At 72.0% G+C, this 13,349-nt stretch carries 13 protein-coding genes and 1 pseudogene; 10 read left to right on the top strand and 4 right to left on the bottom strand.

Features of this window, described 5'->3' with window-relative positions:
• Positions 1–33 precede the first annotated feature (33 nt).
• A complete protein-coding gene (locus AB5J73_RS19150; RefSeq protein ID WP_370971032.1) occupies positions 34–1,239 on the bottom strand; it encodes a cytochrome P450 in 1,206 nt (401 codons plus the stop codon).
• A gap of 99 nt (positions 1,240–1,338) precedes the next feature.
• Complete coding sequence (locus tag AB5J73_RS19145) at positions 1,339–2,067, bottom strand: SDR family oxidoreductase (RefSeq protein WP_370971031.1); 729 nt, start codon at positions 2,065–2,067, stop codon at positions 1,339–1,341.
• A 173-nt stretch (positions 2,068–2,240) separates the two neighbouring features.
• Here AB5J73_RS19145 and AB5J73_RS19140 point away from each other — a divergent pair, with 173 nt between their 5' ends.
• The gene (locus AB5J73_RS19140; RefSeq protein WP_370971030.1) at positions 2,241–3,809 is read left to right on the top strand and encodes a discoidin domain-containing protein; all 1,569 of its coding nucleotides are present in this window, start codon (positions 2,241–2,243) and stop codon (positions 3,807–3,809) included.
• A 75-nt stretch (positions 3,810–3,884) separates the two neighbouring features.
• Positions 3,885–4,514 (top strand): cyclopropane-fatty-acyl-phospholipid synthase family protein, encoded by a 630-nt coding sequence (locus tag AB5J73_RS19135; protein WP_370971029.1) that lies wholly within the window; start codon positions 3,885–3,887, stop codon positions 4,512–4,514.
• A gap of 55 nt (positions 4,515–4,569) precedes the next feature.
• Here AB5J73_RS19135 and AB5J73_RS19130 read toward each other — a convergent pair whose 3' ends face one another.
• Both AB5J73_RS19130 and AB5J73_RS19125 read right to left on the bottom strand, forming a co-directional pair.
• On the bottom strand, positions 4,570–5,586 hold the full coding sequence (locus AB5J73_RS19130; RefSeq protein ID WP_370971028.1) for a S1 family peptidase: 1,017 nt from the start codon (positions 5,584–5,586) through the stop codon (positions 4,570–4,572).
• 206 nt (positions 5,587–5,792) lie between these two features.
• The gene (locus tag AB5J73_RS19125; protein WP_370971027.1) at positions 5,793–6,089 is read right to left on the bottom strand and encodes a GNAT family N-acetyltransferase; all 297 of its coding nucleotides are present in this window, start codon (positions 6,087–6,089) and stop codon (positions 5,793–5,795) included.
• A gap of 166 nt (positions 6,090–6,255) precedes the next feature.
• On the opposite strand from AB5J73_RS19125, the gene AB5J73_RS19120 reads away from it, so the two are divergent.
• The 8 genes and pseudogenes from AB5J73_RS19120 (at position 6,256) to AB5J73_RS19085 (ending at position 13,315) form a co-directional block, all read left to right on the top strand.
• Positions 6,256–8,427, top strand: coding sequence for a germacradienol/geosmin synthase (locus tag AB5J73_RS19120; RefSeq protein WP_370971026.1), 2,172 nt, complete (start codon positions 6,256–6,258; stop codon positions 8,425–8,427).
• 1 nt (position 8,428) lies between these two features.
• Positions 8,429–8,593, top strand: a complete 165-nt coding sequence (locus AB5J73_RS19115; RefSeq protein ID WP_370971025.1) for a hypothetical protein — start codon at positions 8,429–8,431, stop codon at positions 8,591–8,593.
• 76 nt (positions 8,594–8,669) lie between these two features.
• Positions 8,670–9,461, top strand: a complete 792-nt coding sequence (locus AB5J73_RS19110) for an MBL fold metallo-hydrolase (RefSeq protein WP_370971024.1) — start codon at positions 8,670–8,672, stop codon at positions 9,459–9,461.
• Entirely contained in the window at positions 9,458–10,039 is a 582-nt protein-coding gene (locus AB5J73_RS19105) for a DedA family protein (RefSeq protein ID WP_370971023.1), read from the top strand. The genes AB5J73_RS19110 and AB5J73_RS19105 overlap by 4 nt, the downstream gene beginning before the upstream one ends.
• Positions 10,036–12,144, top strand: a complete 2,109-nt coding sequence (locus AB5J73_RS19100) for a phage holin family protein (RefSeq protein WP_370971022.1) — start codon at positions 10,036–10,038, stop codon at positions 12,142–12,144. Before AB5J73_RS19105 ends, AB5J73_RS19100 begins: the two co-directional genes overlap by 4 nt.
• Entirely contained in the window at positions 12,141–12,371 is a 231-nt protein-coding gene (locus tag AB5J73_RS19095; RefSeq protein WP_370971021.1) for a glutaredoxin domain-containing protein, read from the top strand. Before AB5J73_RS19100 ends, AB5J73_RS19095 begins: the two co-directional genes overlap by 4 nt.
• Positions 12,368–12,571, top strand: a pseudogene (locus AB5J73_RS19090) (ferrous iron transport protein A); the annotation flags it as partial. The gene AB5J73_RS19095 and the pseudogene AB5J73_RS19090, both read left to right, overlap by 4 nt.
• A complete protein-coding gene (locus tag AB5J73_RS19085; protein WP_370973232.1) occupies positions 12,560–13,315 on the top strand; it encodes a methyltransferase domain-containing protein in 756 nt (251 codons plus the stop codon). The pseudogene AB5J73_RS19090 and the gene AB5J73_RS19085, both read left to right, overlap by 12 nt.
• The last annotated feature ends 34 nt before the right edge of the window (positions 13,316–13,349 follow it).

Raw genomic sequence — 13,349 nt, 5'->3', positions numbered from 1 at the left:
TAACCCGCCCGCCCGACGACCGCCCCCGATTTTTCAGCCCCAGGCCACCGGCAGCTCCCGGACCCCGTACACCAGCGTGTTGTGCTTGAACGCCAACGACTCCCGCGGCACCGCGAGCCGCAGATCGGGCACCCGGCCGAACAACCGCGTCAACGCCTCCTGCAGCTCGACCCGCGCCAGCTGCTGGCCGATGCACTGGTGCGCCCCGAACCCGAAGGCGACGTGCGTGCGCGGCGACTCGCGGTCGAAGTCCAGCTTGTCCCCGGCCGGGAACAGCTCCTCGTCCCGGTTCGCCGAGTTCAACGCGGCGACCAGCCACTCCCCCGCCTTCACCGAACGCCCGCCGACTTCGACGTCCGAAGTCGCGTACCGCAGCACCCCGAACTGCACGACCGACAGGTACCGCAGCAGCTCCTCGACCGCGCGCTCCGGCTTCGCCAGCACGACGTCCCGCTGCGCGGGCTGCTCCATGAGCACCAGCGCGCTGAGCGCGATCATGTTCGCCGTCGTCTCGTGCCCCGCCACCAGCAGGCTGAGCCCGAGCACGACGAGCTCCTCCATCGACAGCGGGTCGCCGTCCGACTCGCCGCGGGAAATCAGCCGGCTGAACAGGTCGTCCTGCGGATTCCGCCGCTTGTCGGTGAACAGCTCGGCCAGGAAGGTGGAAAGCTCGTCGTACGCCTGCTTCCCCTCCTCGGGGGTGGCGTCGGTGCTGACCAGCAAGCCGCTCTGCCGCTGGAACCGCGAGCGGTCCGCGTACGGCACGCCGAGCAGCTCGCAGATCACCAGCGACGGTATCGGCAGCGCGAAGTCCGCCACCAGGTCCGCGCGGCCCGGCTTCGCGAGCATCGCGTCGAGGTGGCTCTCCACCAGCTCCTGGACGTAGCCGCGCAGCGCCTCCACGCGCCGCACGGTGAACTCCGCGATCACCTTCTTGCGCAGCCGCGAATGCGCGGCGCCGTCGAGCTGGATGATCGAACCCGGGCTGACCTCCTCGTCGAGGTCGGCGTTCGGGTTGACGTGCACCGAGGACGCGCCGCGGGAGCTCAGCGCGCGGTCGGCGAGCACCGCGCGGACGTCCTGGTAGCGCGTCACCAGCCAGGCGTCCATGCCCGCCGGGCAGCGGACCTGCGACGTCGGCTCGGTTTCCCGCAGCTCGGCGTAGCTCTCGGGCGGGTCGAACGGGCATCCGGCCGGTCGCGTCGTCGGGAGGGCCGGGGTTGCGGATGCTGCCGTCACGGCGGATCACACCTCTCTGCCGGTGGACTGGTCTCCCTTCCACCATGGAGAGAACCGGCACCCCCGTGGGCGTTCCGGCCGGCTTGCGACCCGGATGGCCTAGCGGGCCCCGTACGCGCCCCCGTTCACGTGCACGACCTGCCCGGTGACGTGCCCCGCGCCCGGCGCGGCCAGGAACACCACCGTTTCGGCGACTTCGTCCGGGGTGCCGGCCCGCTTGTCGAACGCGACCGAGACGCGCGCGGTCACCCATTCTTCGGAAACCGTGCCGTGGAAGAACTCCGTGTCGAGGGTGACGCCCGGCGCCACGACGTTGGCCGAGCCGGCGGCGCCGAGCTGCCGCGCGAGGTCGGTGTTCCACGCCTCGATCGCGGCCTTCGCCGCGCCGTACGAGCCGGAGCCCTGCTTCGCCGCGATGGAACCGAGGGTCACCACGCGCACGCCATCCGCGAAGCGCGGCTTCAGCGCGGTCGTCACGAGGACCGCGGAGACGACGTTGGCCTCGAAGTTCGCGCGCCACGCGTCGGCCAGCCCCGCCAGGTCGCCGGGCGCGGGCGCCTCGCGGACCCGGTCGGTGTTGCCGCCGGCGTTGTTGACCAGGACGTCGACCCGCTCCGGCAGCTCGGCCAGTGCGGCCTGCACCGCGGCCGGGTCGCTCGCGTCGAAGGCCACCGCCCGCGCGCCGATCCGCTCCGCCGCGGCTTCGAGCACGTCCTTGCGCCGCCCGGTGACGGTCACCCGCTCGCCCGCCGCCGCGAACCGGGCGGCGATCGCCAGCCCGATGCCGGTGCCGCCGCCGGTGACCACGATTTCCCGCTGTTCGCTCATGCCGCCATCTTCACCGAGGAAAGCGCTTACCCACCACCGGGTTCCCATCGACCGGGACACGGATCCCGCATTTGTCAGGAAAGTTTACGAATGGGTTGACGGGCCGCCCCCGCCCGGCGAACCTGGGAGCCACGCCGCAGTCATCGTCCGCCCAGTCCCCTTCCGGAGGCAGTATGACCCGGCGCGCGCTCGTGTTCGTCGTAACCCTGTTCCTCGCCATGCTCACCGCCACCAGTGGCACGGCGAACGCGGCCACCACGCAACCGACCTTCCTCACCTTCTACGGCTGGTGGGACAACACGCCGCCCGGCGGCGACATCTCCTACCCGCGGATCCACGACACCGCGGGCGGCAAGGGCAGCTACGCCGACCCGATCACCTTCGCCACCAGCAGCGACGAGCTGAAGCCCGGCACCAAGGTCTGGGTACCGCGGGTCAAGAAGTACTTCATCATGGAGGACGGCTGCGACGAGTGTTCCGACGACTGGAACAGCCAGGGCCCGAACGGCGGACCCGGGCTGCGCCACATCGACCTCTGGCTCGGCGGCCAGGGCGGCAGCGCCTTCGACGCGATCGACTGCGAGGACGCGCTCACGCACTACAACCCCGACAACACGCCGGTCATGGAGCCGGTGGTCGTCGACCCGCCGTCGGACGAGCCCTACGACGCGACGCCGATCTTCGACACCAGCACCGGTGAGTGCTGGGGCGGCGCCCAGCCGAACACCACGGTCGGCCAGTACCGCAACAACTCCACCGGCACCTGCCTCGAAGCACCGAGCAGCGGCACCACGCTGAAGGTGGCCGCCTGCACCGGAAGCGCCGCCCAGCGGTTCACCTTCCACGGCGCGTTCCTCGTCATCAACGACAAGTGCGCGGGCATCTCCGGCAGTTCGATCGTGCTGCAGACCTGCACCGGCGGACCGGCCCAGCAGTGGTCGATCAACCCCGACGGCACCATTTCCGACATCCAGACGAGCACGAAGTGCTTCCGCGCTTCGGGCACGACGCTCACCGCGGGCAGCTGCTCCGGGACGCAGGCGCGCTGGACGTTCACCGCGGCCGGCAGCAGCTCGGGCCTGACCGTGGCGCCGTCGTCGGTGTCGGTCGCGCCGGGCGCGTCGGCGACGGCCACCGTCACGGCCACGGACGCCGTCTCGCTGTCCGCGAGCGGCGCCCCTGCCGGTGTCACCGTGTCCTTCGCCCCGGCGTCGGTCCCGGCCGGCGGGTCCTCGACGGTCACGGTGGCCGCCGCCGCGAACGCCGCACCCGGCTCGGCGACGGTCACGATCACCGGCGGCGGGAAGACCGCTCCGCTGGGCGTCACGGTCACCGGTGGCGCGGAAACCCTGCTCTCCCAAGGCAAGCCGGCCACGGCGTCCTCGACGGAGTCGTCGTCCTACCCGGCGAGCGCGGCCTTCGACGGCAACCTGACGAGCACGCGCTGGGCGTCCAAGGAAGGCTCGGCGAGCGAGTGGCTGCGCGTCGACCTCGGCGCCGCGAAGGCGATCTCGCACGTCAAGCTGAGCTGGGAAGCCGCGTACGGGAAGGCGTACAGCATCCAGACCTCGGCCGACGGAACCACTTGGACGACGATCTACCGCACGACCACCGGCAACGGCGGCGCGGACGACCTCACCGGGCTCTCGGGCACCGGCCGGTACGCGCGGATGAACGGCGTCACGCGCGGCACGTCGTACGGCTACTCGCTGTTCGAGATGCAGGTCTACGGCACGGCCTGAGTTGCCGGATCGGCAACACGATTTGCCTCTTCGGTGACGTCCTCCGCATGCTGGGGACGTCACCGAGGAGGAACCATGCCCCACGCGCACGACCAGCCGATGATCGTCGAGAACATGCTCAAGCAGGAGTTCTGGGAGGAGATGTACCAGCGCGACGAGCACCGGATCTGGAGCGGGAACGTCAACGCGAACCTCAGCTCAGAGGTCGTCGGGCTGAAGCCCGGGCACGCCCTCGACCTCGGCTGCGGCGAGGGCGGCGACGCGATCTGGCTGGCCAAGGCGGGCTGGACGGTCGACGGCGCCGACATCTCGACCGTCGCGCTCGCCCGCGCGGAAGAAGCGGCCGAGGAGGCGGGGGTGACCGTCCGCTGGCTGCACCGCGACATCCTGAAGTGGCGGCCCGAGGAGCAGTACGACCTGATTTCCGCGCAGTACATGCACCTGCCGCCGGCCCTGCGCCGCGACGTCTTCACCGCGGCCGCGGCGGCGATCAAGCCCGGCGGGTCGCTGCTGGTCGTCGGGCACTCGCCGAAGGCCATGCGCGAGTTCGACGGCCAGAAGCCGCCGGAGGAGCTGTACTTCGAGCCGGAGGAGATCACGACGTTCCTCGGCGACCCGTGGCAGTGGGTCGTCGAGACGTGCGAGACGCGCGGCGAGGGCCACCACACCGACGCCGTCTACCGCGCGAAGCGGCTGGAGGCATGAGAAAGGGCCCCTTTCACGCGCCCTCGACGCGTGTGAAAGGGGCCCTTTCCGGCTGTCAGGCGAGCTCGAGGCCGTACGCCTGCAGCTCCAGGGTGAGCGGGTAGAAGTAGCTGGTCACGGTGTCGCCGCCGGACAGCGTGCCGAGGCCCTTCGAGCCGTCGTAGGCCGGGCCGCCGGAGTCACCGTGGTCGGTGTGCGCAGTGGTGCCGAACTCGTGGTTGAGCACACCGACGTCGAAGTTGACCGACTCGTCGACCGAGGTGACCTCGCCGCTGCCGCCGCCGGTGGTCGAGCCCTGCTTCTGGATCTGCTCACCGACGGTCGGCTCGGCCGCGGAGGTGATCTCCTGGCCGGTGTTGATCTCGCCGGGCCCGGTGCCGTTCGGCCGGGTCAGCAGGCCGGAGTCGGCGCCGGGGCAGTCGCTCTCGACGACCTCGGCCCCGGAGACGTCGCCGCCGGACCAGGTGCCGCCGAGGTTGGTGCAGTGGCCGGCGGTGAGCAGGAACGGCTCGCCGCCCCTGGTCACGTTGAAGCCGAGCGAGCAGCGGCCCTGGCTGTTCTGGATGGCGTCGCCATCCTGGATGTGCAGTTCGAGCTTGCCGGTCCGGTGCTCGACGCGGACGCTGTCGCCGTACTTCGCGGCGGCCGCGCTCACCTTGTCGGCGGTCTCCTTGCTGGCCGCGTCGTAGACCTTCACCACGACCTGGTTGGTCTTGGTGTCGATGCCCCACGCGGTCTGCGGCACGTTCTTCACCGCGTCCAGCTGGTTCTTGACACCGGTGAGCGCGGCGAAGGTGTGCTTGACCTTCTTGGCGCTGAGCCCGGCGGCCTGCACCTTCTGCAGCGCGGCGTCGTCGACGACGTTCACGACGGCCTTGCCGTTCTCCAGGTAGACGCCGCCGGAAGCGGCGCCCAGCGACTGCGCGACCTGGGTGGCACTGGTGATGGCGTGGGCCTGCATCTCGGCGAAGGCCAGTGGGGACGCGGTGGCCGCCGACGCGCACACGCCGCTCGTCAGCGCCGCTGCCGACAAGACGGCGAAGGTCTTGAGAGCGGTCTTCCGGGGAGTCATCAACTTCCTCCAGTTTGCCGGTTCGAAGCCTGCGCCGGTCACTTTCGTTGCCGAGCAACCAACGCAACACCGACGAAGGTTGGTTAATAACCAATGGAACCGGACATACCTCTCGATCTGGACCCGTACGGCCCAGTGCCGCTCACGCTTTCGGCCCAGCCGGCGGCGGTCGCGGGAGGTGGCTGGTCGCGCCACACGACCGGCGCTCAGCCCTTCGGCCACCGCACGTGGTCCTCGTACCCCGGGTTCTTCCGCAGGTACCCCGCGATGAACGGGCAGACCGGCACGATCGTCCGCCCCGCCGCCACGACGTCGTCCAACGCGCCCGCCGCCAGCACCTTCCCCAGCCCGCGCCCGGCGAACGCGTCGTCGATCTCCGTGTGCGTGAACACCGTCAGCTCGCCCCGCCGGTCGTAGAACGCCATCCCGGCCAGCTTCTCCCCCACCCACACCTCGTACCGGCTTTCGGCCGGGTTGTCGGTCACTCGGGTTTCCTCGGTCATCAGGTTCTCCTCGCTCGGGTACGTCCCCCATCGTGCGATGCCCGTCCGGCGGGCGCTGACCGGGTCGTGATGCCCGCTGGGCCGGCCGGGGGACGCGTCCGGCCCGTTCGTGTGCAACCCGCCCGCCGGCCTTGGCGGGCACCCGCGTTTTTGGTTGCCTCACAGGGTGCCTGAGCAGCCGTTCGTCCTCCCCGAGTTCTACCTCCCCCACCCCGCCCGGCTGAACCCGCACCTCGAAGGCGCGCGGGTGCACAGCAAAGCGTGGGCCACCCGCCTCGACATGATCGACGTGCCGCAGCACGGCACCGTCATCTGGACCGAGCACGACCTCGATTCCCACGACTACGCCCTGCTCTGCGCCTACACTCACCCGGACGCCGGCGCCGAAGAGCTCGACCTGATCACCGACTGGTACGTCTGGGTCTTCTACTTCGACGACCACTTCCTCGAGCTCTACAAGCGCACCGGCGACATCGAAAGCGCGCGCACGTACCTCGGCCGGCTCGAGCTGTTCATGCCCGCGGACGGCGAGATCACCGCGAAGCCGGAGAACCCCGTCGAGCGCGGGCTCGCCGATCTGTGGGCCCGGACCGTGCCGCACCGGTCGACCGGCTGGCGGAAGCGCTTCATCGCGAGCACGAAGGCGCTGCTGGACGAGTCGCTGTGGGAGCTCGCCAACATCAACGAGGGCCGGCTGGCCAACCCGATCGAGTACGTCGAGATGCGGCGGAAGGTCGGCGGCGCACCCTGGTCGGCGAACCTGATCGAGCACTCGGTGCACGCCGAGGTGCCCGACGAGATCGCCGCGTCGCGGCCGCTGGAAGTCCTGCGCGACTGCTTCGCCGACAGCGTCCACCTGCGCAACGACCTCTTCTCCTACCAGCGCGAGGTGCAGGACGAAGGCGAGCTGTCCAACGGCGTGCTCGTGTTCGAGGAGTTCCTCGGCATCCCGACCCAGCGGGCGGCCGACGCGGTCAACGACCTGATCACCTCGCGGCTGCACCAGTTCGAGCACACCGCGTTCACCGAGGTGCCCGCGCTGTTCGACGAGCACGGCGTCGACCCGGCCGCCCGCGCCGCGACGTTCGCTTATGTCAAGGGGCTGCAGGACTGGCAGGCCGGCGGGCACGAGTGGCACCTGCGGTCCAGCCGGTACATGAACGAGGGGGCCCTCGCCGGCCGCGGCGGTCCCGAGCTGGGCGCCGCGGCCGGCCTCGGGACGTCGGCGGCGCGCGTCTTCGCGTCCGTGCTGGCGACCGCGCCGCAACGCCTGCGCGCCTACTCGCACACCCCGTTCGGCGAGGTTTCGACGCCGCGGCCGTCGTTCGAAGTGCCGTTCCCGCTGCGGCTCAGCCCGCACCTGGAGTCCTGCCGCCGCCGCAACGTCGACTGGGCGCGGCGGACGGGCTTCCTCGACGGCGTCGTCTGGGACGAGCGGAAGCTGCGCGCCGCGGACCTGCCGCTGTGCGCGGCGGGCCTCCACCCGGACGCGACGGCGGACGAACTGGACGTCACCAGCGACTGGCTCACCTGGGGCACCTACGCCGACGACTACTACCCGGCGGTGTTCGGCCCGGCCCGCGACCTCGCGGCGGCGAAGGCGGCCAACCTGCGCCTGTCGGCGTGCATGCCGCTGGACGGCTCACCGGCGCCCGCGCCGCTGAACGCGCTGGAGTCGGGGCTGGCCGACCTCTGGGCGCGAACGGCACCGGCCGAGCGGCTCCCGGTGCGGCGCGCGGTCGACACGATGACGTCGAGCTGGCTCTGGGAGCTGGCGAACCAGGCGCACAACCGCATCCCGGACCCGATCGACTACATCGAGATGCGGCGCCGGACCTTCGGCTCGGACCTCACGACGGCCCTCGCGCGCCGGGGCGCCGTACCGGCCGAGCTGGCCGGGACCCGGCCGGTGCGGACGCTCGAAAACAGCGCCGGCGACTACGCCGCCCTGCTGAACGACCTGTACTCCTACCGGAAGGAGATCCGGTTCGAGGGCGAGCTGCACAACGGCGTCCTGGTGGTCCGGAACTTCCTGGACTGCGCCGAGGACCGCGCGTTCGCCGTGGTCGGCGACCTGGCCCGGGCCCGGCTCGCCGAGTTCCGCCACGCGGCGGACGTCGAACTGCCCGTGCTGCTCGCCGGCCGCGGCCTCGCCCCGGACGCCCTCGGCGGGTTCGTCGAGCGCCTCGAGAACTGGATGGCCGGGATCGCGCACTGGCACGAGAACGTCGGCCGGTACACCGACACCGAGCTCGGCCACCACCCCCGGCTCGGGCAGCCGACCGGGCTCGGGACCTCGGCGCTGCGCATCTCGTCCCTGCTCCCCGCGGGCCGCTGACGTGCCGACCGACAAACAGGTCAGGGTGGCCGAGCTGCTGCACGAGATCGGCATGCACCGCGAGGCCGAGCAAGCGCTCCGCACCGATCTCCGGGCGCGGTGGCGCCGGACGCGACGGCGCCTCCGCCTGCGGTGGTCCCGGCGCCGGCAGCGCGCCTTGCGCTAGCGGAGCCGTCACCGGGCAGCGTTGTCCGCGCCACTCCGCCGGGCGTTCGCGCGGCCCGAAGGCGATACTCGACAGCGTGAGCGGCGTCAACCTGCGTTTCCTCGGCCATTCGACCGTCCGGCTGGAACTCGGTGGCCGGGTCGTGCTGACCGATCCCGTGCTCACCGCCCGCGTCGGCGGGCTCACGCGGGTCGTCCCGCCGCCTTCGCCGGAAAGCTACGCCGACGCCGACCTCGTGCTGCTCTCCCACCTGCACGGCGACCACCTGCACGTGCCCTCCCTCAAGCTGCTCGGGCGGGGCACCCGGATCGTCGTCCCGCGCGGGGCCGGGTCCTGGCTCGCCAAGAAGGGCTTCGAGCGAGTCGAAGAGATCGCGCCCGGCGAGACCCTGACCGAAGGCGGGCTGACCGTCACGGCCACCGAGGCCGTCCACTCCGGGCACCGGTGGGGGCCGCGGCTCACGCACGGGCCGCAGAGCCCCGCGATCGGGCACCTGGTCAGGACCGGGGACACCACGGTCTACAACGCGGGCGACACCGACCTCTTCGCCGGGATGGCGGACCTCGGCCCGGTGGACGTCGCCCTGCTGCCGGTCTGGGGCTGGGGCCCGAACCTCGGGCCCGGCCACCTGGACCCGGCCCGCGCCGCGCAGGCCGCCGCGCGCGTGCGGGCCCGCGCCGCCGTGCCGGTGCACTGGGGCACCCTCGCCGTGCCGGGGCTGCGGCGGACCGCCCGGATGCGGCGGCTGCTCGCCGACCCCCCGCGGGTGTTCGCCGCCGAAGTGCGCAAGCAGGGCGTCGCCACCGACGTCCTGTTCACCGAGCCCGGCGCCGAAGTCGCGCTCCCGGCACGCGAGGACCGCGCGTGAACTGGACCGACCCGGCCGCCATCGGGTACCCGGCGGTGTTCGGCGGCGTGCTGCTCGGCTCGATCATCCCGATCGTGCCCACCGGGGCCGTGGTCGGCGCCGCGGCCGCCGTCGCCACCACCACCGACCACCTTTCGCTCCCGCTGGTGATCGTCCTTTCCGTACTCGGGGCGTACCTCGGGGACGTCGTGACGTTCGGGATCCCGCGCCTGGGCAGCGAAGCCGCGTTCCGCTGGATCAGCCGCCGCCAGCCCGCCGAGCGGCTGGAAAAGGCCCGCGACCAGTTCACCCGCCGGGGCTGGCAGCTGATCGTGATCGGCAGGCTCGTCCCGGCCGGCCGGATCCCGGTGCTGCTCGCGGCGGCCGCGCTGAGCTACCCGTGGCGGCGCCTGCTGCCCGCCGCGCTCGTCGCGTGCGTGCTCTGGGCGACCGCGTACAGCCTGCTCGGCATCCTCAGCGGGGGCATCTTCGACTCGCCGCTCATCGCGACGCTGCTCGCCACGGTGCTGGTCCTGCTGGTCACCGTGGCCCTGAACCTGATCGCCCGGTGGCGGCGCAAGACCAAGGAGCGAGTGTGACGACGACCGCGCCGAAGGGCAGGCTGCTGCGCGGCGGCCGCGCCGTCGCCCGGATCCTGCTGGTCTGGGCCGCCGTGACCGGCGCGCTGCGCCTGCTCGACGTCCTCCTGCCCGGCTTCCGGATGACGCACTGGTGGCAGCCGACGGTGTGCGCACTCCTGCTCGGCCTGCTCGCCGGCGTGGTCTGGCCGCTCGTCATGCGGATCGCCTACCCGCTGGCGTTCTTCACCTTCGGCCTCTTCGGGTTCCTGCTGCTCGGCGCGGGCACGCTGGCGGTGTTCAAGACCGTGCCGGGCGTCGAGATCGTCGGCTTCCGGACGGCGGTGCTCGTCACGGTCGCCATGGCCGGCGTCGGAGCCCTGATCTCCAGCCTCCTCGCGATCGACGAGGACGAGATCTTCTTCCGCCGCGCGAACCGCCGCCGCCGTCGACACGGCGCCGCGCCCGGGGCCGCCGACCAGCCGCCGGGCGTGGTCTTCCTGCAGATCGACGGCCTCGGGTTCGACACCGTCCGCCGCGCGATCCGCGACGGCGACATGCCGACGTTCGCCGCGTGGCTCGCCGAGGGCAGCCACGCGCTGACGCCGTGGCACACCGACTGGAGCTCGCAGACCGGCGCGAGCGTCTGTGGCATCCTGCACGGCTCCAACCACGACATCCTCGGCTTCCGCTGGTACGAAAAGGACCGCGACCACGTGATGGCGTGCGCGCACCCGACCGACGCGGCCGAGATCGAGCGGCGCCACTCCGACGGCCGCGGCCTGCTCTCCGGCGACGGCGCGAGCCGCGGCAACCTGTTCTCCGGCGACGCCGACCACGTCAGCCTCACCATGAGCTCGATCCCGGTGCTGGTGCCGAAGAAGCTGCTGCGCCGCCACCGCGACCGGCTCGGCGCGGGCTACTACGCCTACTTCGCGAACCCGGTCAACGCGTTGCGCACGTTCGTCGTCGCGCTGGCCGACGTCTTCCGCGAGATCACCGCCGCGGTCCGCCAGCGCCGCGCCGGGGTCGTGCCGCGGGTCCCGCGCGGCGGCTGGTACCCGCTGGCCCGCCCGGGCACGACGGTGATCGCGCGCGACGTCGTCGTGTCGGCGATCCTCGGCGACATGCTCGCCGGCCGTCCGGTGGTGTACGCGGACTTCCTCGGCTACGACGAGGTCGCGCACCACTCCGGCATCGAGCGCTTCGACACCCTCTCCGTGCTGCGCTCGATCGACCAGCAGATCGCGCGGCTGCACCGGGCTTCGCGGCTCGCCCCGCGCCGTTACCACGTCGTCGCGTTGTCGGACCACGGCCAGACGCAGGGCCAGGCGTTCTCGCAGCGGTTCGGCGAGACGATCGAGGCGTACGTCGGACGGCTGTGCGGCGGTTCGCCGTCCGCTCTCGCCGGCAACCGACGCCAGGCCGAGAGCTGGCAGATCAACGCGGCGCTGGCGGAGGCGACGAAGAGCGGCGGCCTGATCGCGCGCCGGCTGCGGGCCCGCGTCGAGGACGCGGAGTGCGCCGAAGACCGGCCGCGCACGACGTCCGGCTCCCCCGGCGCGGTCACGCGGGTCGCGCCGGGCGTGGTCGCGGTCGTGTCCGGGCACGTCGCGATGGTGTCGTTCACCGAGCACGAAGGCCGCGTCGAGCTGGAGACGATCGAGCGCGAGTTCCCCGACCTGCTGCCGTCGCTGGTGGACCACCCGGGCGTCGGGTTCCTGCTTGTGCGCAGCCGCGAGTTCGGCCCGGTGGTGCTGGGCCGCGACGGCCTGCACCGGCTCGCGACCGGCGTCGTCATCGGCGAGGACCCGCTGCTGCCGTACGGTCCGCACGCGGCGGACCTGATCCGGCGGGTCGACACGTTCCCGCACTGCGCGGACGTCATGATCAACAGCCGCTACGACCCGGACTCGGACCAGGCGTCCCCGTTCGAGACGCACGTGGGCTCGCACGGCGGGCTCGGCGGGCCGCAGCAGCGCGGCTTCGTCGTGTACCCGCGTTCGTTCGGTTTTCCCGGTGAGGTCGTCGGGGCGGAGGCCCTGCACCGGGTGTTCCGGGGGTGGCTCACCGAGCTGGGTCACCCCGCGCCGGTATCCCCCGCTGTTTCGGAGGTCGTTTCGTGAGTTTGACGGTGTACGGCGCTTCCTGGTGCCCGGACGTCAAGCGCAGCTGCGCGCTGCTCGACCGGCGCGGCGTCGAGTACTCCTATGTGGACGTCGAGGCCGACGCGGCCGCCGAGGCCCGCGTCCGCGAGCTGCAGGACGGCGCGCGCCGCATTCCCACGATCGTCTGGGACGACGGCACGTTCCTGGTCGAGCCGTCCGACGACGAGCTGAGCGCGCGGCTGTGAAGCTGCTGCGCGAACTGCCGCTCGGCACGCGGGTCGTGGTCCGCTACCGGATCGAAGGCGGGTTCACCGACGCGCTCGGCGACCTGGTGGCGCGCGACGCCACGACGTGCACGGTCGAGACCCGACGCGGCCCGGTCGTGGTGGAGTTCTCCGCGGTCACGCTCGCCAAGCCCGTGCCGCCGCCCCCGGTGCGCCGATCGCGGTTCGAGGCGCTGGTGGCCGAAGCCGACGCGGTGTCCGTCGACGGCTGGGACTTCTCGTGGCTCGACGGCCGCGCCACGGAGGCCCGCCCGTCGTGGGGTTACCAGCGCCTGCTGGGCGAACGCCTGGCCGGCGTCGAGTCGGCCCTCGACCTCGAAACCGGCGGCGGCGAAGTCCTCGACGGCTGCCCCACACTGCCACCCCTGACGGTGGCGACCGAGTCGTGGCCCCCGAACGTCGCCCGAGCCGCGGCCCGCCTGCGCCCGCGCGGGGTCACCGTGGTGTCCACATCGGACTTCCCGTTCGCCGGCAACGTGTTCGACCTGGTCGCCAGCCGCCACCCGGTGACGACACCGTGGCCGGAGATCGCCCGCGTCCTGCGCCCGGGCGGCACGTTCTTCTCCCAGCAGGTCGGCCCGGCGAGCGTGTTCGAGCTGGTGGAGTTCTTCCTCGGCCCACAACCACTTTCGGCCCGTTCGAGCCGCGACCCGTCCCACGCGGTCGCGGCGGCGTCGGCGGCGGGGTTCGAGGTCGTCGACCTGCGTTCGGAGTCCCTGCGCACCGAGTTCTTCGACATCGGCGCGGTGGTTTACTTCCTGCGCAAGGTGATCTGGATGGTGCCGGGGTTCACGGTGGAGCAGTACCTGCCGAAGTTGCGGGAGCTGCACGAGCTGATCGAGCGGGACGGACCGTTCGTCGCCCACACGACGCGGTTCCTGATCGAAGCCCACCTGATCGAGTGATGAACAGGTGATCGATCGTCGGTAATCTTGGTGC

The sequence above is a fragment of the Amycolatopsis sp. cg9 genome, from assembly GCF_041346945.1.
Taxonomy (GTDB): domain Bacteria; phylum Actinomycetota; class Actinomycetes; order Mycobacteriales; family Pseudonocardiaceae; genus Amycolatopsis.
Note: the sequence above shows the minus strand (reverse complement) of the source record. Positions and strands in the feature narration are given on the sequence as shown.